General features: G+C 63.1%; 25 protein-coding genes. 16 read left to right on the top strand and 9 right to left on the bottom strand.

Going from position 1 to position 23,149, the window contains the following annotated elements; all coding sequences use genetic code 11:
• Positions 1-42: 42 nt before the first annotated feature.
• The 10 genes from ACP7EG_RS07160 (at position 43) to ACP7EG_RS07115 (ending at position 7,389) form a co-directional block, all read left to right on the top strand.
• On the top strand, positions 43-1,713 hold the full coding sequence (locus ACP7EG_RS07160; protein ID WP_426087059.1) for a DUF6138 family protein: 1,671 nt from the start codon (positions 43-45) through the stop codon (positions 1,711-1,713).
• Positions 1,714-1,810: 97 nt separating this feature from the next.
• Positions 1,811-2,491, top strand: a complete 681-nt coding sequence (locus ACP7EG_RS07155; RefSeq protein ID WP_426087058.1) for a hypothetical protein — start codon at positions 1,811-1,813, stop codon at positions 2,489-2,491.
• A 25-nt stretch (positions 2,492-2,516) separates the two neighbouring features.
• Positions 2,517-2,837 carry a hypothetical protein gene (locus ACP7EG_RS07150; RefSeq protein ID WP_426087057.1) on the top strand — a complete coding sequence of 107 codons (321 nt, stop codon included), beginning with the start codon at positions 2,517-2,519 and terminating at the stop codon, positions 2,835-2,837.
• Positions 2,838-2,921: 84 nt separating this feature from the next.
• Positions 2,922-3,569 carry a hypothetical protein gene (locus tag ACP7EG_RS07145; RefSeq protein WP_426087056.1) on the top strand — a complete coding sequence of 216 codons (648 nt, stop codon included), beginning with the start codon at positions 2,922-2,924 and terminating at the stop codon, positions 3,567-3,569.
• 36 nt (positions 3,570-3,605) lie between these two features.
• Entirely contained in the window at positions 3,606-4,523 is a 918-nt protein-coding gene (locus ACP7EG_RS07140) for an alpha/beta hydrolase (protein ID WP_426087055.1), read from the top strand.
• A 94-nt stretch (positions 4,524-4,617) separates the two neighbouring features.
• Positions 4,618-5,472 carry an undecaprenyl-diphosphate phosphatase gene (locus tag ACP7EG_RS07135; RefSeq protein WP_426087054.1) on the top strand — a complete coding sequence of 285 codons (855 nt, stop codon included), beginning with the start codon at positions 4,618-4,620 and terminating at the stop codon, positions 5,470-5,472.
• 182 nt (positions 5,473-5,654) lie between these two features.
• The gene (gene mntP, locus ACP7EG_RS07130; protein ID WP_099763654.1) at positions 5,655-6,224 is read left to right on the top strand and encodes a manganese efflux pump MntP; all 570 of its coding nucleotides are present in this window, start codon (positions 5,655-5,657) and stop codon (positions 6,222-6,224) included.
• A 106-nt stretch (positions 6,225-6,330) separates the two neighbouring features.
• A complete protein-coding gene (locus ACP7EG_RS07125) occupies positions 6,331-6,537 on the top strand; it encodes a hypothetical protein (RefSeq protein WP_096235588.1) in 207 nt (68 codons plus the stop codon).
• A gap of 236 nt (positions 6,538-6,773) precedes the next feature.
• Positions 6,774-7,079, top strand: coding sequence for a hypothetical protein (locus ACP7EG_RS07120; protein ID WP_426087053.1), 306 nt, complete (start codon positions 6,774-6,776; stop codon positions 7,077-7,079).
• A 64-nt stretch (positions 7,080-7,143) separates the two neighbouring features.
• The gene (locus ACP7EG_RS07115; protein WP_426087052.1) at positions 7,144-7,389 is read left to right on the top strand and encodes a hypothetical protein; all 246 of its coding nucleotides are present in this window, start codon (positions 7,144-7,146) and stop codon (positions 7,387-7,389) included.
• Positions 7,390-7,402: 13 nt separating this feature from the next.
• On the opposite strand, the gene ACP7EG_RS07110 is transcribed toward ACP7EG_RS07115, so the two are convergent.
• Positions 7,403-7,624, bottom strand: coding sequence for a hypothetical protein (locus tag ACP7EG_RS07110; protein WP_096235591.1), 222 nt, complete (start codon positions 7,622-7,624; stop codon positions 7,403-7,405).
• Between the two features lie 140 nt (positions 7,625-7,764).
• Here ACP7EG_RS07110 and ACP7EG_RS07105 point away from each other — a divergent pair, with 140 nt between their 5' ends.
• Positions 7,765-8,481: an SOS response-associated peptidase gene (locus ACP7EG_RS07105; protein ID WP_426087051.1), complete on the top strand. Its 717-nt coding sequence runs from the start codon at positions 7,765-7,767 to the stop codon at positions 8,479-8,481.
• 4 nt (positions 8,482-8,485) lie between these two features.
• On the opposite strand, the gene ACP7EG_RS07100 is transcribed toward ACP7EG_RS07105, so the two are convergent.
• From ACP7EG_RS07100 to queE, 8 genes are all read right to left on the bottom strand, one after another.
• Positions 8,486-9,628 (bottom strand): DUF418 domain-containing protein, encoded by a 1,143-nt coding sequence (locus ACP7EG_RS07100; protein WP_426087050.1) that lies wholly within the window; start codon positions 9,626-9,628, stop codon positions 8,486-8,488.
• Between the two features lie 50 nt (positions 9,629-9,678).
• Entirely contained in the window at positions 9,679-10,596 is a 918-nt protein-coding gene (ldcA, locus tag ACP7EG_RS07095) for a muramoyltetrapeptide carboxypeptidase (protein ID WP_426087049.1), read from the bottom strand.
• A 43-nt stretch (positions 10,597-10,639) separates the two neighbouring features.
• Positions 10,640-11,557, bottom strand: coding sequence for an alpha/beta fold hydrolase (locus tag ACP7EG_RS07090; RefSeq protein WP_426087048.1), 918 nt, complete (start codon positions 11,555-11,557; stop codon positions 10,640-10,642).
• A 152-nt stretch (positions 11,558-11,709) separates the two neighbouring features.
• Complete coding sequence (locus ACP7EG_RS07085) at positions 11,710-12,867, bottom strand: hemin-degrading factor (RefSeq protein WP_426087047.1); 1,158 nt, start codon at positions 12,865-12,867, stop codon at positions 11,710-11,712.
• A gap of 61 nt (positions 12,868-12,928) precedes the next feature.
• A complete protein-coding gene (locus ACP7EG_RS07080) occupies positions 12,929-15,292 on the bottom strand; it encodes a TonB-dependent hemoglobin/transferrin/lactoferrin family receptor (protein WP_426087046.1) in 2,364 nt (787 codons plus the stop codon).
• A gap of 234 nt (positions 15,293-15,526) precedes the next feature.
• Positions 15,527-16,036, bottom strand: a complete 510-nt coding sequence (gene tadA, locus ACP7EG_RS07075) for a tRNA adenosine(34) deaminase TadA (protein ID WP_426087045.1) — start codon at positions 16,034-16,036, stop codon at positions 15,527-15,529.
• Positions 16,029-16,475, bottom strand: a complete 447-nt coding sequence (queD, locus tag ACP7EG_RS07070) for a 6-carboxytetrahydropterin synthase QueD (RefSeq protein ID WP_035819191.1) — start codon at positions 16,473-16,475, stop codon at positions 16,029-16,031. The genes tadA and queD overlap by 8 nt, the downstream gene beginning before the upstream one ends.
• 9 nt (positions 16,476-16,484) lie before the next feature.
• Positions 16,485-17,120: a 7-carboxy-7-deazaguanine synthase gene (gene queE / locus ACP7EG_RS07065; RefSeq protein WP_426087044.1), complete on the bottom strand. Its 636-nt coding sequence runs from the start codon at positions 17,118-17,120 to the stop codon at positions 16,485-16,487.
• A 289-nt stretch (positions 17,121-17,409) separates the two neighbouring features.
• Here queE and ACP7EG_RS07060 point away from each other — a divergent pair, with 289 nt between their 5' ends.
• From ACP7EG_RS07060 to ACP7EG_RS07040, 5 genes are all read left to right on the top strand, one after another.
• A complete protein-coding gene (locus ACP7EG_RS07060; protein WP_426087043.1) occupies positions 17,410-18,300 on the top strand; it encodes a sensor histidine kinase in 891 nt (296 codons plus the stop codon).
• 93 nt (positions 18,301-18,393) lie between these two features.
• Positions 18,394-19,380, top strand: coding sequence for a sensor domain-containing diguanylate cyclase (locus tag ACP7EG_RS07055; RefSeq protein ID WP_426087042.1), 987 nt, complete (start codon positions 18,394-18,396; stop codon positions 19,378-19,380).
• A 72-nt stretch (positions 19,381-19,452) separates the two neighbouring features.
• The gene (locus tag ACP7EG_RS07050) at positions 19,453-19,740 is read left to right on the top strand and encodes a type II toxin-antitoxin system Phd/YefM family antitoxin (RefSeq protein ID WP_096235600.1); all 288 of its coding nucleotides are present in this window, start codon (positions 19,453-19,455) and stop codon (positions 19,738-19,740) included.
• 1 nt (position 19,741) lies between these two features.
• Positions 19,742-20,074: a type II toxin-antitoxin system RelE/ParE family toxin gene (locus ACP7EG_RS07045; protein ID WP_426087041.1), complete on the top strand. Its 333-nt coding sequence runs from the start codon at positions 19,742-19,744 to the stop codon at positions 20,072-20,074.
• Positions 20,075-20,167: 93 nt separating this feature from the next.
• On the top strand, positions 20,168-23,032 hold the full coding sequence (locus tag ACP7EG_RS07040) for a M16 family metallopeptidase (protein WP_426087040.1): 2,865 nt from the start codon (positions 20,168-20,170) through the stop codon (positions 23,030-23,032).
• Positions 23,033-23,149 lie beyond the last annotated feature (117 nt).

Genomic DNA, 23,149 nt, shown 5'->3' with positions numbered 1-23,149 from the left:
AGCCGGTGGCACTGTCACGCGCAAGGAAAGACGACGACACTGATGAGTACTCTTGTAGAGCTGGTAACACAGGAAATGACGGCGGCCATCCACGCCTGGTTCGATGAGCGCCTGCAGCGCACGGATCTGGAGCAATCCGTCAAGCGCACGACCTTGCAAGCGGGCATTTTCAATGACTTCATGCTCGACTACAAGCCAGGGCGCGCGATCGCCGACGATATCGACCTGGGCTTCGACGACGACGCGCGCCCCAGCACGGCTGCACGCCTTGACGATGCGCAAATGCGCGAGGGTGTCGTGCCACAACTGACGGCCGTGGTACAGGCCCGCCTGGCGCCGCTGGTGGACACGCCGATGATCGACTACCGCTTCACCTGCCGCGGCAAGTTCCAGACGGCGCAGGGCAAACTGCACCTGACGTTGCTGGAATACGTCAACGAGGATAAACGCCAGGCCTTGCTGGAAAACATACACGCGTACATCGGGCAAAAGCTCACGCATGGCAAGCATCCGACGAAGCCGCTGGAAACGTTCTTCCTGGCACGCCACCTGCTCGACCCGCAGCTGTTCCCGCAACTCGACGTGGCCTGGAGCATCGCCCAATACGAACGCATCCAGGCCTTGAACAAGAGCCAGCCGGAGGCCTTGGCCAAGCACCGCGCCGACATCATCCGCGCCATCACGCAATGGGCGGAAAACGTTTTCCTGCCGCAATTTTATGACCGCACGCTGTCCGCCTACCGCGCCACCGAATACACGCTGAAAGCGGGCGCGGCGCCCGATGCACAGACACTGCAGCCGATCGACCTGCTGCTGTATGGCGCCGTGATGATCTTGCGCCACGACGCCAGCTACGCCAAATCCAAGGGCCTGAAATTCCTGGAAATCGCGCGCGAACTGGGCAGCGAACGGGCCGTGCGCATGCTCAAGGAAGGCAGCGGCACCTTCCCCGATGCGGACATTCACCTGAAAAATGCGCTGCTGGAATGCCGCGCCAACGATGTGTTTGCCACGATCAGCATCACGATTGCCCGGGAAGAGGCAGACGCGTATGCGCAGGCGCTGGCGTTCGTCACGCATTTGCTGCAAAACGGTTTTCCGAAAAGCTACCAGATCAAGCTCAAGGCCAAGACCAAGGAATATCTGCCCATCAAGGGACTGGCGAAATCCGACACGCACCGTTTCTTTGCCAACGCCCTCGCCCATGCGTCCCTGCAGCCGCAACTGGAAGCGTATGCGCGCGCCGCCATTGAAGCATTCGAATTCTATGCCGATACGGAAGGGGAAAAGAATTGCATGCCCGGCAGCTATGCCACGTTCGGCCTGGGCTTACTCGATGCGCGCTATTTCCCCCTGGTGCAGCACTACATGGCCAACGTCGACGAGGAACACCAGTGCGTGCAGGACCAGTTCACGGCCGCCTTTGCTGAAAAGCATGGCGTGACGCGCGACTCCGTCCCCGTGCTGGCCGCATGTCTGCGCGCCTGCACGGATAGCGCCAAGGTGAAAATCCAGGCGGAACTGGAAGAGGTGGAGAAGCTGGAACTGTTCTGCCAGCAACTGCAAGGGCTGGAAGGCTATCTGATCGAGCACATGCTGTATCCGGTCTGGGGCAAACTAGAAAAACTGGCCACCCTGGCGCGCAAGGCGGACGGACGGCGCAAGGAGCTGCTGCTGGCCTTGCTGGAAGCGGCGAGCAAGACCGACGCCTAAAGTGCGCAACGTTATGACTTTCACCATATATAATGCGCGCGCCAGAGTTGCTATAAGGCATCTTTTGGCGCCTGACATTGAATCGTGGAGAAAATACATGCACAAGCAATTCCCTGCCGCCAGATTGCTGGCCGCCACCTTCGCCGCCGCACTGATGCAGCCAGTCATGGCTGCTGAACCCACCGCCGTGGAACTGGCGCCGCTGGACGTCGCCAATCTGTACATCCAGACCATCATCAACCAGGATGAAGCCAGCGTCGCCAAACTCAACGCCTATTTGCGCCCCACGCGCCTGGCGGGCCAGCAGAGCGCCGAATACGCGTCGTACAGCGGCTTGAAGGAAGCGGACGCCAAGTTTCCGACGGAAACGGGCAAGCTGATTGCCGACCTGTTCCCCGCCCCCATGCGCGCGGCCGTGACGCCGGCCGCCGAACTGCTGGCCGCCAATGTCATCGCCGCCAAGAATGGCGCCGCGTGCCAGGCCGCCAAGGCGGACCCGGTCATCGTGGAAAACGGCATACAGACGGCTGCCGTCAGCTTCGAATGCCAGCTCGTCAAGGTGCCCGTGGCCTGGGCGGCGGCTGCCCAGCAACTGGCGAAGAGCGGCTGCAAGGTCGAGCAATGCAAGGCCGGCCTGCAAAAGATCGCCGCCACCTACACGAGCTCGCCGAAGCAGACCTGGCGCGCCGTGTTTGCCGTCAGCCGCGAAAAGGACTCGGAAGCCTGGCGCAACGATTTCGCGCGCGAAACTTTTGATGAAATCTGGGACTACCTGTAATCATGGCGTCGTTTAGAATGGGCCGATGGATACCCTGATACCGCAGCCTGCCGGCCTGACCTTGCTGCGCTTGATCGACCCCGACCATGTGGAAGGCGCGGTGGTCAAGCAAGCGCTGGCGCAAGACTTGCCTGCCCTGCACGGCAGGCAATTGCTGGCGCTGCTGCGCCGGCTGCGCGCCGCCCAGTCCAACCAGCAGCACTATGCAGGTGCCAGCGTCGAACAGTCCGAACAGCTGTTTGGCGCCGCCATCGCCGCCGTCAAGGCGGAGCTGGCCACGCGCCCGCACCTGCCCAACAAGCAGGAAGCGAAGGCCCTGCGCCAGGCGGCGGCAAAGAAGCGCTGAACGGGTCTGCGGTGCGCGGGCGGGCACGGCCCTCCTTCTATAATCGGTGACGATACATTGTTTCCCGCATTGAAAGGATTCCCCATGCCCACACGCTTTTCCCGCCACGTAGCCGGCTGCGCCGTACTTGCTGTCTCCGCTCTGGCCACCATGCAGGCGGCCCATGCCCAATCCCAGCCGACGGGCCCCATCGACGCGCGCGCCGTGTGGCAGGAACGCTCGCTGTCGGCCTGCCGCAGCGAACAATCCCAAACTGCACCCGACGTCTGCCTGCTGCGCACCATGCAGCGCTCCGGCGCGCGCCCGCAAGCCGTCGCCGCCGCCAGGATGCTGGTCAAGGCGAACAAGGCGGGCTTCATCACCGCCTGGCGCCCGCTGGGCAAGGCGGCCCTGGCCACCGTCACCTATCCTTTCCGTGCCAACACGAATGAAGGCAGCTTGCTGATCGGCAGCGATGGCGCCGCCATCGACGTCGACGAGGACGCGGTGCGCGAGGAAGACCGCGCCACACCGGCCTGGCGCGCGTTTGCCGCCGCCCATCCGGACGCCGTGCCGTTCGCTCCCGCCGATTTCGTCGGCAGCACGGCCACCGACGATGGCGGCCAGCGCCTGCTGTTTTCCACGCCCCTGAAGAGCTGCCATGCCTGCGCCGACGATGGCGCCCTGCTGGTCGCCTACAAGGTCGACAAGGCGGGTATCGTGCGCGAACGGCAACTCTTGACGATCAAGTAAAGCTGCATCAAGGATAAGATAGAATTGCCCGATGGCATGTCCATACACGTACATGCCATCGATCCGACTTACTTATTACAGGAAAACATGCGCCGCTCTTGCCTTGCACTGCACCTCACCGCCACCCTGCTGCTGTCCAGCCCCTTCCACCTCGCCCATGCCACGCCCGCCGCTACGGCTACTTCCAGCGCGGCCACCCCGCTGGTCATCGGCGAAAGCTTTGTCATCGATTCGCAGGTGCTGCAGGAGCAGCGCCATATCAATGTGTACCTGGCGCGTGCCTGGGATACGCCGCCTGACGCGCCCCTGCCCGTGCTGTACATGCCCGACGGCGGCGTGGCCGAAGACTTTTTGCACGTGGCGGGCTTGCTGCAAGTGTCGGTGGCGAATGGCACGATGCGCCCCTTCATGCTGGTCGGCATGCAAAACACGCAGCGCCGGCGCGACTTGACGGGCCCGACGCAGAGCGCGGAAGACCGCAAGATCGCCCCCGTGGTGGGTGGCGCGCCAGCCTACCGGACCTTCATCCGCGATGAACTGATGCCGGAAGTCAAACGACGCTACCGCACGACAGGCGAAACGGCCATCGTCGGCGAATCGCTGGCGGGCCTGTTCGTGGTGGAAACATACTTGCTGGAACCGCAGCTGTTCGACCACTATTTGGCGTTCGACCCAAGCCTGTGGTGGAATCATGGCGCCCTGCCGCGCCAGGCGGCAGCCCTGCTGGCCAAGGGCAAGCCAGGCAAGCACAGCCTGTACCTGGCGTCCAGCAGCGAAGCGGGCATCGCCGTCGAAGTGCAGCGCCTGTCCCAGGTGCTGGACAAACAGGCGCCGCCAGGCTTGCAATGGCATCTGGAAAAGATGCCGGAAGAAACCCATGGCACGATCTACCATCCGGCCGCCTTGAAAGCGTTCCGCGCCGTGTTCAAACCGCAGTTGCCGGTCAGCCAATAGAACATGGACAAACTGTAATCTGACACGGGGCGTGCCCGCCGCCACTGGCGGGTAAAATCGGCGGCCCATCCTCCCCCGCCCGAGTCCCGTTACCATGAGTTTTCTGCAACTATTTATTCTTTCCATCGTCCAGGGCTTCGCCGAACTGCTGCCCGTGTCCAGCTCCGCCCACGTCATCATGGCGGAAAAATGGATGGGCCTGGACCCCACGTCGCCCGAGCTGACCATGCTGCTGGTGATGCTGCACACCGGCACCATGTTCGCCGTCATCGTGTATTTCTGGGCATCCTGGCGCGCCACGTATTTCAGTTCGAGCGCCGCCTTCCGCAGCAATGTGCTGCTGCTCGCGGCCGCCACCGCACTGACGGGCATCGTCGGCTTCGGCTTGCTGAAAGCTATTACGCACGTCATGAGCAAGGATGCGCCCGGTTTTGAAATCGAGCACCTGTTCGGCAATGCGAAACTGATGGCCGCCGCGCTGGCCGCCGCCGGCGTGCTGATCATCGTCTCGTCGCGCCTGCAAGCGCGCCAGCATGGCACCTTGTCCATCGGCAAGGCGATGCTGATCGGCGCCGTGCAAGGCCTGTGCCTACCCTTCCGGGGTTTTTCCCGCTCGGGTGCCACCATTTCGGCCGGCATCGCCATGGGCGTGCCGCAGCGCCGCGCGGAAGAGTTCAGCTTTGCCCTGGCCGTGGTGCTGACGCCGGCCGTGCTGGCCAAGGAAGGCTGGCGCTTTTACCAGGCCGTGGCAAATGGCAGCCTGGACCATCTGGAACACGGCAACAGCCTGCTGCACCTGCTGGGACCCAGCCTGCTGGGCATGCTGCTCTCGTTCCTGGCCGGCTTGCTGGCCCTGCGCTGGCTGTCGCGCTGGCTGGAACAGGGCCGCTGGCATTTCTTTGGCGCGTATTGCCTGCTGGCCTCTGCCGTGGTGCTGTACGTAGGGTAAAATCGCCGGGTTTACGTTGAACACCTATAAAACCTACTGCGCGTCGTGATTTACGGCCTGCGATGCTCACTGTACCTTCGTACAGTTGCGCTTCTCGGCCGCAACTCCCTTCCGCTCGCTACGGTTTTCTTAGGCGTTCTTGAGTTAACTATCATCCAGCCAGGTTCCACAGAAAGCCAACGATGAATTTCGCCGCCACCGCCGCCCTCTCCCTTGCCATGTCCACCGATGCCTTCGCGGCCGCCGTGGGCAAGGGCGCCGCCCTGCACAAGCCGCAATGGCGCGAGGCGCTGCGCACGGGCCTGATCTTTGGCGTCATCGAAGCCATCACGCCCATCATCGGCTGGGCCCTGGGCAGCGTGGCCGCGCCCTACGTGGAAGCGTGGGACCACTGGATCGCCTTCAGCCTGCTGGGCATCATCGGCCTGTTGATGATACGCAATGCCCTGTCCGACGCCGACGAGGACGAAGCGCCGGCCCAGTCGCACTCGTTCTGGGTGCTGGCCGTCACGGGCCTGGCCACCAGCATCGACGCCATGGTGGTGGGCGCGGGCCTGGCCTTGCTGGGCGCCAACATCGTCGTCACCGCCGCCGCCATCGGCTTTTCCACCTTCGTCATGGTGACGCTGGGCGTGATGCTGGGCCGCGTGCTGGGCACGGTGGCAGGCCGGCGCGCCGAACTGGTGGGCGGCCTGGTGCTGATCATCATCGGCTGCGTGATCTTGTACGAGCATATCGGCCATCCGGCCTGAGGATCGGCCGACCAACGGGCGCGCACGCCACAGGTGCCGGCATGGCCGGCGGCGCGCTTTGTGCTACATTCATTCCTCTGCATTCCTGTCTCGCAAGGTGACCACCATGGAAACTCTGGAGCTGCTTTTTGCCGCGCTGGTGCGCGAAACGGCCGTGTCGATACGCGACCACCATGTCCCCTTTGCCATCAAGCACGACGAACGCGCGTATTTCGAGTGGATGGACGGACACCCGATCAATGGTTATGTCCAGGAAGCGTATCGGGAGATCGAAGAAACGGCCCAGCAGATCCGCGCCATTCGCGCTGGATGATGACGGCTGCCGCAAGCTACTGCGCGGGGGGCTTTGCGGCCTGCGATGCTCACCGTACTTATGTACGGTTGCGCTTCTTAGCAGCACATCCCCTCCGCTCGCTACGCTTGCGGCAGCCGTCGAGACGTTAGTTGAACCTTGGCTAGAATTGGCGGTCTTGATCCAAATCAAATGGCCCACTATTCCTATCAAATTGATGGCCCAATACCGTGACAATAGGATTGGAGGCGGGAGACATGGATCAACAACAAAAACACCAGATCAGGGGCTATGAATTTCATGTGGCGGGGGCGCTGGAGAAGGATGGGCGCTATCGGGGCATGATTTTGATCAGCAAGCGCGGCGATACGCAGCAGGTGTATGCCAAGCCCGTACTGGTAGAAACGCCCAGCAGCTTCAAGTCCGCGCATGCGGCCTTGATCGAGGCATCGGCGTACGCCCAGGAACTTATCTATAACGGCGTCATCAAGGCGCTGCTGCCGGCCGATGCGCCGGCCGGCGGCAAGCAGGCGCCACAGCCGCCGGACCTGGTCGGCAATTAACTGGGCACGGAGGGGCAAGGAAGGGCGCGTATAATCGCGTTCCCCTTGCTAAGAGTGCGTCATCATGGAATTTGTGAATTTACCGCTGGTCTTCCTGATCGGCTGCGCGCTGATTGCCCTGCTGGCCAAGAAGAATGGTTACTCGTGGTACCTGTTTTTCTTTGCCATCGCCGTGCCGGGGCCCCTGTTACTGCTGGCCTTGCCGCATGTGCTGGGCGCGCAGGCCGCCTCGCTGACCTCCGTACGTCTGGGTACGGCCCTGCTGTTCCCGTGCGCAGGCCTGCTGCTGGCCTTGCGGCGCCAACGCTGACGCTGCGCGCAGCTTAACGTGCCTGCATGCCATCGGCCAGGCGCCAGCCGACGGACAGCGCCAGTTGCTGCGCCTCTTTTTCATTGCTGCAATCGTCGTAGTCGCAGGTATCCGCATACGCGCCGCGCGCCTGGTTCTGGCTGACATACGAACCGACCCACCGGCCATCGCGGCGCTGGCAAGCCGTGGCGCTGATGGTAAAACCTTTGTGGATGGTGGGATTTTCAAACGACATAATTCCTCCGATGCAAGAAGCGTCAGCCACCTGACTGGCTTCCACTGTGCGCCATAGCCCGCCCGCAGTCTGTACGCTGGCCCACACCCACGCCTGCGTGCCAGTTCGCGCGCGCCATGGCGATCAGGTATGATTTCGCCATGTGTGGACGATTCGATCAAAATGACACGGCGCGCATGCTGGCGTCGTCCTTCGGCTGGACCGACGCGGTGTTCGACAGCGAGGCTGAACCGCACCTGAACGTCTCACCCGGCACCTACCGGCCCGTGTTGCATATCCAGGATGGCGTGCGGCGGGTCGACGATGTGTTCTGGGGCTACCGTCCCGCCTGGGCCGCACAGGCCGTGCCCGCGCCCGGCAAGAAAAAAATCCCCATCGCCATCAATGCACGGCTGGAAAAACTCGCCGGCGCCTACTGGAAACCCTTGCTGCGCGCTGGGCGCGGCATCGTCTGCGTGTCCGGCTGGTATGAATGGACTGGGGGAAAAGGCACGAAGCAGCCGTGGCACATCCACCGTCACGACCGCGCGCCCCTGTTCCTGCTGGCGCTGGCCCAGTTCGGGCCCTACAAGCACAACCGCGAGGAAGCGGGCTTCGTGCTGGTGACGGCCGACAGCCTCGGTGGCATGGTCGACATCCACGACCGCCGCCCCGTGGCCCTCAGCCTGGAAGACGCGCAGCGCTGGCTGGACCCCGCGCTCACTCCCGAGCAAGCGCTGCACCTGGCGCGCACCTGCATGCTGGACGTGGACTTATTCGAATGGCATGCGGTGGACAATCCCCTCGTGCCCACGGCCAGGGCCAAGGCGCCGCCGCCGGCATCGCCGCAAGGCGCGTTTGACTGGGGAGCGGATTAATAGCCTATCCCAGGCGCGCCAGGCGGCGCCACAGCGCTTCCATGGGACCCTGCCTGAAATGGCGCAGCCAGTAGCGGCTGAGCAGCACCTGCCCCGCCATGATCGCTACCGCCAGGCCCAGCATCTCGGCCGGACGCAAACGGGCGCCCCAGCCCAGGCCCGGCCCCTGCAGCAGCCAGGTGCCGATCAGCGATTGCAGCAGATAATTACTCAGCGCCATGCGTCCGACGGGCGCCAGCCATGACCCCAGCCAGCGCAGCATGAACGGGCCGGCCAGCATCAGCGCGGCCACATAGCCGGCCGCCAGCACGGGACCGCCGGCGAACAGGCCCACTTCGAACAGGGCCGTGTCGAACACGGTTTGATAGGGGTCAGCCACTTGCCACGCGACGGCCCCCGCCGCCAGCAGGTTGAACGGCAAGCCCAGACCCAGCCCCACGCCGCACACGCGCCGCCACAGCCGGCGGTGACGCTGCGGCTGCGTCAGCCAGCCGCAGCGTACGGACAAGATGCCCAGCAAGAACAGCACGACGATATGCGGCAGCATGACGGCGGCGTACAGCAAGGAGACGAGAAAATCGTTGGCGCGCAGCCTGGCCACGGCCCACGCACTGCCTTGCGTGTAAATCGCGTAACGCTCCGCAAAGCCTTGCAGGTCGCGCGCGATGTCCGGCGCGCCGCCCTGCTGGCCCACGGGAATCAACAAGCACATAAATAGTAGAAAACCGGCCGCCACCAGCCAGGCGCGATTGCGCACACGGCTGAGCCTGGCGGACGCCAGCGGCAGGATCAGCATGCCGGCCACCGCATACGAGGTCAGCACGTCGCCGCTCCAGATGCAAAAACCGTGCAGCAGGCCAAACACCAGCAGCCAGCGCAAACGGCGTTTATAAGCCGCTTGCGCCGCTTCCCAGCCGCCCAGCTGGCGTTTCAGGGAACGTGTCTGCAGGGCAAAGCCGGCGCCAAACAGAAAGGCGAAGATGGGATAGAACTTGAATTGCGCCAGCGCCGCGACCAAAAAAATGACCAGCTGGTCCAGCACGGGTGGCTGCGCCGGCAAGGTGCCGTAACGCAAGGAAAGCGTGCCCCAGGCAAAGCCCCAGATATTCACCAGCAAGATGCCAAACACGGCGATGCCGCGCAGCACATCGAGCTGCAGCAGCCTGCCAGGTTTGACGTGAATGGCGTTAAGGGAGTTCAGGGCCGCGCCAGGGTCGGGTAATCGCTCACCTGCAGGCTGAAGCCGGACGCATCCGATTGCAGGCGCGCCTGGCCGCCGAACGGCAAGGTGACACGGCGGCGGATGTGGCCGAACTCCAGCCCCGTCAGCACGGGCACGGGCAAGCGCTGGCGCACGTAGGCCAGCATGACGTCAAAATCGTAGCCCCTATCCATGGGACTCAATTTATAGCCGGAAAAATCACCGAGCACGATCGCGTTCTGGCGCTGGAGCACGCCCGCGTGCAGCAATTGCAGCAGCATGCGCTCGACCCGGTACGGGTGTTCGTTGACGTCTTCCAGAAACAAAATGCCGCCGTCGATCTGCGGGAAATACGGCGTGCCCAGCAAGTGCACCAGCATGGCCAGGTTGCCGCCCCACAAGGTGCCCGTCAACTCGACCTGCGGATTGCCCGCTGCCCTGCCCTCTACCTGATGCGTGGGGCCGGCCAGGCACGACCACAGTTGATCCAGCGTAAACTGCTCGGGCTCGTCGCGCGTGAAATCGTCGCAGAGCATGGGGCCGGCAAAGCTGGCGCGGCCCGTCTTGGCCAGCAAGCCCATGTGGAAGGCCGTGAAGTCGCTGTAGCCGACAAACAGTTTGCGGCTGTCGGCCATGGCGGTAAAGTCGATGTCGGGCAGGATGCGGCTGAGACCGTAGCTGCCGCGCAAGGCGAGCACCACCTGCACGTCCGGGTCGGCCGCCGCCGCGTTCAGCTGCGCCAGGCGGCCCGCATCCGTACCGCCGAAGCGCTGGAAGGTGTGCTCGGGGTCGTAGTAATTGTGGACGGTGGCGCCTTGCGCCTGCAAGCGGGCGATGCCGCGCGCCACGGCCGCGTCATCGGGCGCGCAACCGCCCGGCGCCACGATGGCGATGCCAATTTCAGGTGTCTTCAAAATGCCCGTGCCTTCAAAAATGGTGGGCGCGCCAAGTAACTTTTCAAGCTGGCTGGGAGCGCATCTGGGGCGCCATCTTACCTTGCAGATGCACATCGATCAAGGCGAGCAGGCGCTCGATCAGCTGGGGCGGCATGTCGTGCCCCATGCCTTCGATCACTTCCAGCCGGGCGCCCGGGATCAGCGCCGCCGTATCGATGCCGCAGGCGACAGGGATCAATGGATCGGCCGCGCCATGGATCACCAATGCCGGACAACTGATGCTTGGCAGCAGGGCCGTGCGTTCGCCCGAGGCGGCAATGGCCACCATTTGCCGCGCCACGCCTTCCGGGCAACTGCCCCGCTGCAGCGCCGCGTCGATGCGCTGGTACAGCAGTCTTTCCGAGACGGGATAGGCGGGACTGCCGATGACGCGCACGGTGGCGGCCATGTGCGCCATCAGTTCGGCGCGGCTGGCATTGCGTTTCGGACGTTGCAACAAGGCGTTGCGCGCCGCACGCGTGGGGCCGGGCAAGCCGCGCCGGCCGCTGCTCGACATGATGGAGGTCAGACTGAGCACCTGCTGCGGCGCGCGCGCCGCCATCACTTGTGCGATCATGCCGCCCATCGACACACCGATCACGTGCGCCTGGACAATACGCAAGGCCGCCAGCAAGCCCAGCGCGTCTTCCGCCATGTCATCGAGGGTGTAGGAAGTTTTCAGGGGCCAGCCGATGAGGTTTTTCACGTAGGCCAGCGGCAGATACGGTTTACCCGCCAGCGCCATCTTGCTCGACAGGCCGCTGTCGCGGTTGTCGAAACGCACAACCCGAAAACCTTGCTCGACGATGCCTTCGACGAAGTCCGCCGGCCAGGCGATCAGCTGCATGCCCAGGCCCATGACCAGCAGCACGCACGGATCGTTGGGGTCGCCGTGGCTTTCATAAGCTATGTTGAGGCCGTTCGCCATGATGGTTGCCATGATTGCCTCTCTTCAGGAACCAGCACGCAGGCACGATCGCTGCGGCCTTGGACTCAGCATACCACTATTGTGCTTCAGACATGAGACCGGCACGCGGCACTCTATCTGAAGTGTTGCCGCGCCGGTACGGCGCGCGGCAACATTACTGCAACTTACTTGGCCTTTGGCAAGGAATCGGCCAGATCCACCCAGCTTTGCGGCTGCGGTTTGCCCCGCTCGCGTACGCCGAAGAAGGAGACCACTTGCGTGCCATCGTTATCGAAGAACTCGACCGAGGTGACGCCGCCGCGCTTGACGACCCAGCCGCTGCGCAGGGCCGTGTCGCGGATGTGCAGGTTGAAGTCCGGGTCCAGCACGTTGAAGAAACCGCCGGCGGCCATGGTTTTCTCGATCTTGCCGCTGTAGATCTGCGTCAAGCCTTCATTGCCCAGGAACACCATGATGGCGACCTTGTCCTTCGCCGCGTTTTCCAGCAGGGTGCGCAGCGCCTGCGGCGTCACGCGCTCGACCACGCCGGCCGGCGCCAGGCGCAGCGCCTGTTCACGCGTCAGATGGAATTCGCGCATGATTTGCGCAAACTGGTGCACGTCCGTCATGTCTTTCCAGGCCAGCTGGAATTCCTTGACGTCGATCTCGGCATCGGGCTTTTCCGCCACTTTCGGCGCCACGGCCAGCACGTTCAATTCCGCGCTTTGCTGGGGCATGCGGAAGTTTGCCACCAGCTTGTCGTAGACGGCCACGCCCGGCTCGTTGCGCAGGTAGATTTTGTGCACGGCCGTGCCGTTGGCATCAAAAAATTGCAGGCTGCGCGTCGGCTTGCCGTCGCGGCCCGCTTGCTCCACAGCAAATGCATATTTCCAGTTTTCAAAGTGGAAGCGCAGGTCGATCTGGCCGCCCAGGTAGCCGCCCGCGATATTGCGCTGGCGCGCCTGCGTTTCCGGGTCCTGCTTGGCATCGGCCTGTTCCGACTTGTCGCCCGCCTGCTTGAATTTGCTGGCGACGCCCGTCGTTTCGATGACGCCGTTTTCATTGCGCGTGATCGCTTGCACGAGGCCCAGGTCCAGCGCGGCGCGCATGATTTCGCGCGGCTGGTTGCCATCGGCCTGCAAGCGCGTGACGCCCTTGCCGATGTTAGTTGCCAGCAATTGCGCTTCTGACGCACCCAGCGCGCGTGCCGCGTCGCGGATCTGCAGCTTGGGCTGCTCGGTGCGCAAGGTGGACCAGCGTTCCGCCAGGGTGGCTGGGGCCGCAGATGCGTTTGCAATCAGCAGGCTGCCTAGCAGGGATAGAACGAGTTTGGATAACTTCATAGAGAGACCATTCAATCAAACATGGAAAATAAGAGGGGCAAGCACCCCTCCCCGGTAAAAATCAGAAATTGACGCTGAGGTTGGCGGCGACGTTGCGGCCCGGCTTGGCGTAGCGCTCGATCTCGGCGCGGGTAGCCGCCGTGGTACCAGCGGACAGGCTGCGCGCGGCGGCGTAGTCCCAGTACTTGCGGTCCGTCAAGTTGTACACGCCGACGATGATCTTGGCGTTCTTGTGCACGTTCCAGTAGGTCGACAAGTCAAAGATCGTGTACGACGGCACCTTGAAGCGCGGCGCGGTCGTGCCCGTCAGCAAGTCGTTCGGCGCCTGTTTGTCACCCGCATGCACGACCGTCAGGGCCAGGCCGAACAGCTCGTTTGCATGGTCGTAGCCGACGCTCAGCGCCGTCTTGGCGGGCGCCACCGAGGCCAGGCCGCCGCTGTCGCCCGTCAGGGTATTGAAGGAGCGGCCCTTGGCCACGCCCGTGGCCAGGTCGACGTGGTAACCCTGCATGGCTGGCGCCCAGGCGCCCAGCTCCGCGCGCAGGGTCAGCTCGGCACCCCAGGTGCGCGCATTGCCGATGTTTTCCGGACGGAACAGGCCCTGAGTGATGGTGGGATAGTTGACCGGGTCATCTTCCTGCATCACATACTCGATCATGTTTTTGTATTCCGTCTGGTAGACGGAGGCGTGCATGCTCAAGCCCTTGACGACGTCGCCCTTCAAGCCCAGTTCATAGGCCTGGCTGGTTTCCTTGCGCAAATTCGCATTGCCCAGCACGGCATAACCTCTGCCCGTGCCCGTATAGCTGATGGAATCATAGGTGCCCGTGCGTTCGGCCGCCGTCGGCAGGCGCGTGCCGCGCGTCACGGTGGCGTAGGCGTTCATTTGCGGCAAGACTTCCACGGACAGGCTCAGGCTGGGCGTGAAATACGTGTCGCTCTGCTTGCGCACTTCCTTGGCTGCGCCCGGCACGCCGATGGCGTAGCGTTGCAGGTTTTTCGGTGCGTCCTTGCGGTAATCGGCACGCAAGCCCGGCGTCAGCACGGCTTTCTTGCCAGCCAGATCAAAGCTGAGGTCGTCGCGCACGTACAGGGCCAGCTTGCTCGTGTCCATGTCGGCCATGCGGTTCTTGTTGGTGATCTGATGCTGGCCCGTGGCGACGATGAGACGGTCTTCACGCCACGGACGGCGCGTTTTCAGCTGTTCCAGCTGCACGCCATACAGCAGCGCGTTGTTCGCATTGAGCTGCTTGAACGCTTCGGACGTGACGCCGATGCTGTCGTTCTTGAAGCTGGTGTCGATCGAGCGCTGCGCCGGGCTGCCAAAGGTGTAGACGCCTTGCGTCTTGTCATCGGTGTTCGCATTCTGCAGATACACTTTCGACGTCAGGCGGTCGAACAGGGCGAAATCCTTGAGCACCACGTCATGGCCCAGGCTGACGCGCGTGCGCCTGGTGGTGGAATCCTGCTGCACCCCCGTCGGATAATACGTGCTGACCTTGCTGCGCAGATCGCGCTTGTTCTTGCGCTCGAACATGTCGACCGTCAAGTCGAGCTTTTGTTCACCAGGCAAGGTCCACACGAGCTTCGACAGCAAGGCGTTCGAATGCCAGTCGTCGGGATTGGGTGGCGTGGTGCCGCGGCTGTCCGTCTGCTCGCCATCGCGGTGCACGTAGACGGCCAGGCCCTGCAGTGTGGCGCCGATCCTGGCGGCGCCCGTCAGGGTGTGCGCATTGCTGCGGTCGGCCGTGGCGCGGCCGTATTTATAGGCGACATAGTGATCCCGCCCATCGCCCAGGTAATCCTCGGGCGACTTGGTGATGTAAGCCACGCCGCCGCCCAGGCCCGGATTGGCGCCGCTGGCGGCCGTCGTGCCCGAATCGATGCGCACTTCGCGGAAGGTTTCAGGGTCAAAATAATCACGACCCGTGGCGAAGGCGTTGAGGGTGTTGCCGTCCGGCTTGGGCGCCGCGTCGGGCAGCGCAATGCCATCGAGCTCCAGGCTGACCCGGTTGCCTTCCAGGCCGCGGATGTTGTAACCGGTATTACCCGAACCATCCCACACGCTGCCGCTGCCCGAGGCCGCCGCTGGCGCGGTAATCAAAGGCAGGTAGCGCACGATGCCGCCCATTTCCGTGACATTGCGGCGCTCCAGGTCGTCCGCCGAGACGACCGTCTTCGTGCCGGCGCGGCGTTCATAGTCCTGCTTGGCATTCACGACGATTTCCGGGAAGACAGGCAGCTTGGCCGGCTCCTGCGCCGCCGTGCCCGCGTTGATGGCGGTATTTTGCGCGCAAACCGGCAGCAGCGGCGCGGCGAACAGGCCCAGCAAGGCTGCGCGCAGCACCAGGTTGTGGCGGTGGGCGGGCAGGTGAGCTGGGGATACGACGGGTGCAGCGGAGCGCTGCAGAAGCACTGTAGTCATGATGTTCCGGTTTAAGAGTGGAGGCTGGCTCTTGAACCCGGATCGATAACGATGCGCAAGGAAAGGTTGCTGGCGAAAACAATACTGTAACACGAATCATTCTCATTTGAGAATGGCAAAGTAGTCTAGACAGATGTTATTTCGCAACAGTTGCAAAAATGCCAGCCGGGATGGCTGGCAAGGCATGGCTCATTACCGGCAAGGCCATGGCGGCCCTGCCCTGTCAGGGCATGGTCAGGCTTCCGGATGGGCCAGCTTGCGCGCTTCCGCCTGCGCACGACGGCGCTCGACAAAGAAGCGTTTGAGGAAGGCGCCGCACTCGTCGGCCAGCACGCCCCCAACGATCGCCGTCTGGTGGTTCAAGGCTGGCTGCTCGAACAGGTTCAGCACGGAACCGCAGGCGCCCGTCTTCGGGTCGCCAGCACCGTACACCACGCGCGCCAGGCGCGCATGCAGCATGGCGCCCGAGCACATCACGCACGGTTCCAGTGTCACGTACAGCTCGCAGCCGGGCAAGCGGTAGTTGCCCAGCTTTTCGGCGGCCGCGCGCAAGGCCATCACTTCCGCGTGCGCCGTGGGGTCGTGGCGGCCGATGGGCTGGTTGTAGCCCACGGCGATGACTTCGCCATCCTTGACGACGACGGCGCCGACGGGCACTTCGCCCAGGTCCCACGCGTGCTGGGCCTGTTCCAGGGCCAGCTGCATGTAGCGCGCGTCCTGCGCACTAGCGTGCACTTCAGTCATCGGTCACTTCTGCCCAGCAATTCGGTGTTTCATGCAACACCAGTTTATGCAGGTGCAAGCCGGTGCCGAAATGGTCGGTGAATGCGGCCTTGAGGATCTCGAAGGCGATGCGCGCCAGGTTTTCCACGGTCGGGATGCGGTCGATGACGACGGTTTTATGGTCGGGCAGGCTGGCCAGGAAGTCGCGCACGGCCGTGTCTTTTTCATACACGAGGAAGGCGTGGTCCCACACATCGACCAGGTGCTGCTTGGCCAGGGTTTTCACGTCGGAAAAGTCCATGATCATGCCATTGTCGGAATTGCCTTCCGCTTCGATGACCTTGCCGACCAGCGTGATTTCCACCGTGTAGCGGTGGCCGTGCAAGTTGCGGCACTGGCTTTTATGGTCGGGAATGCGGTGGCCCGCGTCGAATTCGAGCTTGCGTGTGATAGTCAGCATATTGTTTTGTTAAGGTATTTGCAGGAGTTTATGGGTTTGCAGGCTCAGCTTCCACTTCGGGTTGCTTTTGCACGTCTCGATGGCCAGCTGCATGTTGCGCGCGGCCAGGGGACCGTCCATCGCCTGCACGAAGAAGTTCTCGAAGTCCAGTTGTTCGTAGGCGGCCAGGTCTTGCTGGAACTGGGGAATGACCACCTTGATTTCATTACCTTTGTGTACGACCAGTGTCGAACCCATCTTCGGGCTGACGCAGATCCAGTCCACGCCGGCTGGCACGGGCAAGGTACCGTTGGTTTCGATGGCAATGGTAAAGCCGACCGCGTGCATGGCGTCGATCAGGGCCGTGTCCAGTTGCAACAGCGGCTCACCACCCGTAAACACCACGTATTTGCTGGGCGCGTAGCTGGCCGGCCACAGGCTGTCGATCAGCGCGGCCAGTTCCTCGGGCGTCTTGAACTTGCCGCCCCGTTCGCCATCGGTACCGACGAAATCCGTGTCGCAGAACTGGCACACGGCCGTGGCACGGTCGCTTTCGCGGCCCGTCCACAGATTGCAGCCGGAAAAGCGGCAAAACACGGCCGGACGGCCCGCGTGTGCACCTTCGCCCTGCAGGGTATAAAAAATCTCTTTGATGCTATAAGTCACTGTATTTCCTAAGAGCTGGCTGGCGTCCTCGCGCAAGGCGACCGCAGCGATGCCCGCGCACAGCGCCGGAACCGCAAATGCCGATTGACAACCTTCTATTATATGTCGCCGCGACACTTCCCGTGCAAATGCCGTGGCCGCCACCTGGCGCTACGGTGTCAACGGGCAAGAAAGCCACAGCGGCAGGCATAACTGCGTAGCTTTTGCGTTTAGACAATATAAATAACCCAAAGATAATATATTTTCTGTAAGAACATTGCCTTCTGGAAAATATTTAGGGAGCAAGGACATGCTGCAACGCTGGATACGCCTGCCGTACCGCCTGAGCATTCTGGCCTGCCTGACGGCCGCCGCACTCGCGTCCCTGTATGCCGGGCCACTGGCGCAAGCCAGCCTGCCCTGGTCCCTGATGGCGGCCTGCGCCCTCCTGCCAGGCGCGCTGGCGCTGCTGCTGTGGCGCCAGCATCGGCTGTTCCAGCGCCAGCGGACGCTGGAACAGCTGCGCGCCGACGCCGAGCAGACGCGCCTGGCCAGCGGACAGCGCAAGGCGCGCGAACAGGAACGCCTGCGCATCGGGCGCGATATCCACGACGACCTGGGCCAGCATTTGCTGACCCTGAAAATCGACCTGTCCATGCTGCAGGCCAGCACGCATGGCGCGACGCCCCAGCTGGCACGGCAACTGGCCGTGATGGCGCGTAATGTCGACCTCAGCATCGCGGCGCTGCGCCGCGTCATCCACGACCTGCGCCCACCCGCCCTCGATGCCGGCCTGCAAGCGGCGTGCGACGGCTTGCTGGCAGACTTCCAGCGCAGCACGGGCATCGATTGCAGCTGCGATTACCGGCTCGACGCCGCCGCCGGCAGCGCGCACGGGCCCCTGCTGTACCACGCGCTGCAGGAAGCGCTGGCCAATATCGCCCGCCATGCGCGTGCCACGCATGTCCAACTGTGCCTGCAACAAGCGGGCGACACCCTCGCCTGCAGCATCAGCGACGACGGTGTCGGGCTGTCGGGTTCGCCGCCGCGCCTCGGTTACGGCCTGTCCGGCATGCATGAGCGCGTGGCCGCCGCCGGCGGCAGCCTGCACATCGCCAGCCACAGCGGCGCCGGCACCACCTTGCACCTGTCGCTGCCCCTGCCAGGCTGCCGCCACGATGAAGCGATGGTGCATCGCTGAAAATATTGCTCTACATCAACACCATCGCTACTCCACGCTGCATCATGGCCAAGGAGCCAGCTCCCCCCATTCACGCCCAGGAAGGATGCATTCATGCCGGATAGTCACGCACATGCCAGCGCATCGCCGTATGGCGAAGCCCAGGGTTTCGCCGTCAAGATGATGGAATTGCTGGTGGTGCCCACCTTTGTCCTCGATGTGCATGGGCGGGTGATGATCTGGAACCGCGCCTGCGAGCAGCTGACGGGCGTGCCGGCGGCCGAAGTACTGGGCACGCGCGAGCCGGGCCGCTGTTTTTACAACGACGAGCGCCCCACCCTGGCCGACCTGCTGCTGGCCGGACGCGGCGGCGACATGCGCGCACTGCATGCCCAGCAGCAATACCGCAGCAGCACGGGCAGCAATCTGTGTGCGGAAAACTGGTGCGACATGCCGCGCACGGGACGGCGCCGCTACCTGGCCGTCGATGCCAGCCCCATCTACGGCAACGGCGACGAACTGATCGCCGTGGTTGAAACCCTGCGCGACATGACCGATGAAAAGCGCGCGCAGGTGGAACTGCAACGCCTGGCCACGCGCGATGGCTTGACGGGGCTGGCAAACCGGCGCTGCTTCGACGACACCATCCTGGCCGAATGGCAGCGCGCCCAGCGGCAGGGCCAGCCCCTGTCGCTGCTGATGGTCGATGTCGACAATTTCAAGGAATACAACGACAGCCACGGCCACCAGGGCGGCGACCTGTGCCTGCGCAAGGTGGCCGGCGCCGTGGCCAGCGAAATGCGCGCGAACGACATGGTGGCCCGCTATGGCGGTGAGGAATTTACCGTCATCCTGCCGAACCAGTCGCTCAAGGGCGCGGCCATCGTGGCCGAACGCATCCGCCAGCGCGTGGAACGGCTGCAACTGCCGCGCAAGCGCCCCGACGGCGCCTGCGTCACCGTCAGCATCGGCGCCGCCACGGCCCTGCCAGGCCCCGGCACGCAACCGGGACAATTGATCCACACGGCCGACTGCGCCCTGTACCGCGCCAAGCACCTGGGCCGCAACCGCATCAGCCTGCCGGAAACCACGCTCACGTAAGCAACAAGGAGGCACGACCAAATTTGGTGTATATTTGGTCCTGTCGCAGTTTTTTTCGCATTTGGAGCCGCCATGAACCTCAAGGAACGCATCAAGCCAATTTCTTACCTCAAGGCCAATACGACCGAGATCGTCAACAGCTTTGACGCGGGCCAGGACGAGCCCATCATCATCACGCAAAATGGCGAAGCGAAGATGGTCGTACTGTCCATGCACGCCTACCAGGAAGGCAAACGGCAGGCGCAGCAGATGCAGGAACAGCACGCGTTCATGAAGCTGATCGCCATGGGCAACCAGGACATCGCGCGCGGCGACGTGGTGTCCGAAGAAGACTTCCTGGCCAGCCTCGACCAGGCTTGAGATGGCGCGCCTCGTCGTGCTGAAAAGCGCCGCAGCCGATTTCAGGGAATTGCGCAGCGACTTCCAGACGCGCCATGCGGCAGCGCAATGCGAGCAGTTCACCTCGGACTTTCGGCAACTCTTTGCCGATCTGAAGACCTATCCCGACAGCGACGCGCCCATCGAAGCGGCCCGCGACCTCGGCCTGGACGTGCGGCAGCGCCTGTGCCATGACATCCGCGTCGTATACCACCATGATCGTACGCACGGCATCGTGTATATCCGCATGTTCCTGCCGACCCGGCGCGACTTTCTCAGCCATGTGACGGCACGCATCCTGCGGCCCGACTTTTAATCTCGCCCCTATGCACGGCGGCCTGAATATTCTATGCTGCGGCGTTGCACTTTCATAACATCCAAAAAAGAAGGAGCCCCCGTGTCAAGAATCATGCCCGCTTTATTACCCGCTTTCGCCCTGGCCCTGTCGGCCATGGCATCGTCGAACCTGGGCGCCGCGCCCGTCAAACCGGCCGCTGCCCACAGCGCCCCTGCCAGCAAGGCCGATTTGCTGCCATTCAAGGCCACCGAAAAGACCCTGGCCAATGGACTAAAAATCATCATCGTGCCGACCGGCTTCCCGAACCTGGTCTCGCTGCAGATTCCCGTGCAGACGGGCTCGCGCAATGAAGTCGAGCCGGGCAAGTCCGGTTTCGCGCATTTTTTTGAGCACATGATGTTCCGCGGCACCAAGGCCTATCCGCCCGAAAAATACCAGGAAGTCATCACCCGCGCCGGCGCGCGCCAGAATGCGTATACCAGCGACGACCTGACCAATTACCACACGACGTTTGCCAAGCAGGACCTGGAAACCGTTCTGAAGGTGGAGGCTGACCGCTTCCAGCACCTCGATTACGCGGAAGACGCGTTCAAGACGGAATCGCGGGCCGTGCTGGGCGAATACAACAAGAACAGCGCCAATCCCGTCTCGAAACTGTTCGAAGTGATGCGCGACAGCGCCTATACCACGCATACCTACAAGCACACGACGATGGGTTTTATCCAGGACATCGAAGACATGCCGAACCAGTACGCGTATTCGAAGATCTTCTTCGACCGCTGGTACCGTCCCGAGCGCACCACCATCATCATCGCCGGCGACGTCGAGCCGCAGCAAGCCATCGCGCTGGTGGAAAAATACTGGAGCGCCTGGCAGCGCGGCAAGCAGCAGGCCGCCGTGCCCGTGGAACCCGCGCCGCGCGGCCCCGTCTACAAGCATGTGGCCTGGCCCACGCCGACCCTGCCATGGGTGGCCGTGGGCTTCCACGCACCCGCGTTTTCCGTGAAGGACAAGGACCAGGCGGCGCTGGCGACGTTGCTGTCGCTGTCGTTCGGCCGCACCTCGCCGTTGTATAAACGTTTGGTGCAAAACGAGCAAAAGGTCGACCAGTTGTTCGAGATGACGCCGGACCGGGTCGACCCGACCCTGGCCGTGCTGGGCGCGCGCGTGAAAAACATCGACGACGCCGTCTACGTGCGCGACGCGATATTGGCCACCGTGGCGCAGCTGCGCGATACGCCAGTCAGCGAAAAAGACCTGGCGGACGCCAAGTCGGCCGAAAAATATGGCTTGATCCGCTCGCTCGACAACACGGAGCAAATTGCCGGCACCCTGGCTTCCTTCGTGCATTTCGACCGTTCCTACGCCACCATCAACCAGTACTACCGCCTGATCGATACGCTCACGCCAGCCGACCTGCAGGCTGCCGCACGCAAATACCTGACGGACGACGGCCTGGTGGTGACCACCCTGTCAAACCAGCCGATGGCAGCTGCCATCGCCACCACGCCGAAGCTGGCCAGCCTGCTGCCGGCCGCCTCGAACGCGAAATTTGACGTCTTGGTGCAAAAGTCCGCGCTGCCGCAAATCCGCTACAAGCTGCTGTTTACGGCCGGTTCCGCGCAAGACCCGCAAGGCAAGGAAGGCCTGGCCGCGCTGACGGCCGCCATGGTGGCGTCCGGCGGCTCGTCCGAACGCAAGATCGACGAAGTCAACCAGGCCCTGTTCCCGCTGGCCGGCAGTTTCAGCCAGCAGACGGACAAGGAAATGACGACGTTTACGGGCTCCATCCACCGGGATAACTGGACGCAGTTCAACGCCATCGCCCTGCCCCTGCTGCTCTCGCCGGGCTTTCGCGAAGACGACTTCCGCCGCCTGAAGGATGCGCAAAAGAACGCGCTGCTGCTGGACCTGAAGGACAATAATGAAGAGGAATTCGCCAAGGAGCGCTTGCAAACGAATGTGTATGCAGGCACGCCATATGGCCACCCGGTGCTGGGCACGCTCGCCGGCATCGACGCCATCACCCTCGACGACGTAAAACAGTTCTGGAAGAGCGCGTATGCGCAAGGCGCCGTCAAGGTGGGCGTTTCCGGCGATGTATCCGACGCCATGACGGCCTCGCTGACGCAGGCACTCGGCAAACTGCCGGCCGGCCCAGGTTTGCCGGCCACTGTCAAACCCGCGGGCCGCAAGGCGCAGGGCCTGGAAGTGGAAATCATCGAGAAGAACACGCGCGCCACGGCCATTTCCTTCGGCTTGCCTTTGGAAGTGACGCGCACGCATCCGGACTTCCCCGCCCTGTGGCTGGCGAAAACCTGGCTGGGCGAGCACCGCGCCTCGAATTCCTACCTGTACCAGCGCATCCGCGAGCTGCGCGGCATGAACTATGGCGATTACGCGTACATCGAAGCCTTCCCGCGCGGGATGTATCAGTTCTTCCCGAACCCGAACCTGGGCCGCAAGGCGCAGCTGTTCGAGATCTGGATCCGCCCCGTGGCGCCGGACAACGCCCACTTCGCCCTGCGCGTGGCCCTGACGGAATTGGGCAAGCTCATCGACAACGGCCTGACGCAGGACGATTTTGCCACCACGCGCGACTACCTGATGAAGAACGTCTTCGTCATGACCTCGACACAAGACCAGCAACTCGGCTATGCGCTCGACTCGCAATGGTATGGCACGCCGGAATTTACCAAGCTGATGCGTGACGGCCTGTCGAAACTGACGCTGGCCGACGTCAACCGCGCCATCAAACAGCATTTGTCGGCAAAGAACCTGTCGGTGGTGATCGTCGCCAAGGATGCGGCCGGCTTGAAGGATAAGCTCGTCAGCGACGCGTTTTCGCCCATCAAGTACGACGGCAACAAGCCGCAAGCGCTGCTCGATGAAGACAAGGTCATCGGCGCGATGAAACTGGGCATCAAGCCGGAAGCCGTCACCGTGACGCCAGCGGCGCAGGCGTTCGCCAAGTAAGTTTGTGCCAGATCAAGCTCATCCGACGCAGCTTGCCGGATGAGCTTGATCTGTTCTTCGGCGCGGCCAAACCCGACTTCAGGCAGCAAATCCCGGTCTTGGTCGGAAAGTAGCAAC

This window comes from Janthinobacterium sp. PSPC1-1 (genome assembly GCF_049897625.1).
GTDB lineage: Bacteria > Pseudomonadota > Gammaproteobacteria > Burkholderiales > Burkholderiaceae_D > Janthinobacterium > Janthinobacterium tructae.
Note: the sequence above shows the minus strand (reverse complement) of the source record. Positions and strands in the feature narration are given on the sequence as shown.

Excerpts from the sequence above, each read along its gene's own strand:
- ACP7EG_RS07160 (WP_426087059.1), top strand. The coding sequence starts at position 43 with ATGAGTACTCTTGTAGAGCTGGTAACACAGGAAATGACGGCGGCCATC.
- ACP7EG_RS07155 (WP_426087058.1), top strand. The coding sequence starts at position 1,811 with ATGCACAAGCAATTCCCTGCCGCCAGATTGCTGGCCGCCACCTTCGCC.
- ACP7EG_RS07150 (WP_426087057.1), top strand. The coding sequence starts at position 2,517 with ATGGATACCCTGATACCGCAGCCTGCCGGCCTGACCTTGCTGCGCTTG.
- ACP7EG_RS07145 (WP_426087056.1), top strand. The coding sequence starts at position 2,922 with ATGCCCACACGCTTTTCCCGCCACGTAGCCGGCTGCGCCGTACTTGCT.
- ACP7EG_RS07140 (WP_426087055.1), top strand. The coding sequence starts at position 3,606 with ATGTCCATACACGTACATGCCATCGATCCGACTTACTTATTACAGGAA.
- ACP7EG_RS07135 (WP_426087054.1), top strand. The coding sequence starts at position 4,618 with ATGAGTTTTCTGCAACTATTTATTCTTTCCATCGTCCAGGGCTTCGCC.
- mntP (WP_099763654.1), top strand. The coding sequence starts at position 5,655 with ATGAATTTCGCCGCCACCGCCGCCCTCTCCCTTGCCATGTCCACCGAT.
- ACP7EG_RS07125 (WP_096235588.1), top strand. The coding sequence starts at position 6,331 with ATGGAAACTCTGGAGCTGCTTTTTGCCGCGCTGGTGCGCGAAACGGCC.
- ACP7EG_RS07120 (WP_426087053.1), top strand. The coding sequence starts at position 6,774 with ATGGATCAACAACAAAAACACCAGATCAGGGGCTATGAATTTCATGTG.
- ACP7EG_RS07115 (WP_426087052.1), top strand. The coding sequence starts at position 7,144 with ATGGAATTTGTGAATTTACCGCTGGTCTTCCTGATCGGCTGCGCGCTG.
- ACP7EG_RS07110 (WP_096235591.1), bottom strand. The coding sequence starts at position 7,624 with ATGTCGTTTGAAAATCCCACCATCCACAAAGGTTTTACCATCAGCGCC.
- ACP7EG_RS07105 (WP_426087051.1), top strand. The coding sequence starts at position 7,765 with ATGTGTGGACGATTCGATCAAAATGACACGGCGCGCATGCTGGCGTCG.
- ACP7EG_RS07090 (WP_426087048.1), bottom strand. The coding sequence starts at position 11,557 with ATGGCAACCATCATGGCGAACGGCCTCAACATAGCTTATGAAAGCCAC.
- ACP7EG_RS07085 (WP_426087047.1), bottom strand. The coding sequence starts at position 12,867 with ATGAAGTTATCCAAACTCGTTCTATCCCTGCTAGGCAGCCTGCTGATT.
- ACP7EG_RS07080 (WP_426087046.1), bottom strand. The coding sequence starts at position 15,292 with ATGACTACAGTGCTTCTGCAGCGCTCCGCTGCACCCGTCGTATCCCCA.
- tadA (WP_426087045.1), bottom strand. The coding sequence starts at position 16,036 with ATGACTGAAGTGCACGCTAGTGCGCAGGACGCGCGCTACATGCAGCTG.
- queD (WP_035819191.1), bottom strand. The coding sequence starts at position 16,475 with ATGCTGACTATCACACGCAAGCTCGAATTCGACGCGGGCCACCGCATT.
- ACP7EG_RS07060 (WP_426087043.1), top strand. The coding sequence starts at position 17,410 with ATGCTGCAACGCTGGATACGCCTGCCGTACCGCCTGAGCATTCTGGCC.
- ACP7EG_RS07055 (WP_426087042.1), top strand. The coding sequence starts at position 18,394 with ATGCCGGATAGTCACGCACATGCCAGCGCATCGCCGTATGGCGAAGCC.
- ACP7EG_RS07050 (WP_096235600.1), top strand. The coding sequence starts at position 19,453 with ATGAACCTCAAGGAACGCATCAAGCCAATTTCTTACCTCAAGGCCAAT.
- ACP7EG_RS07045 (WP_426087041.1), top strand. The coding sequence starts at position 19,742 with ATGGCGCGCCTCGTCGTGCTGAAAAGCGCCGCAGCCGATTTCAGGGAA.
- ACP7EG_RS07040 (WP_426087040.1), top strand. The coding sequence starts at position 20,168 with ATGCCCGCTTTATTACCCGCTTTCGCCCTGGCCCTGTCGGCCATGGCA.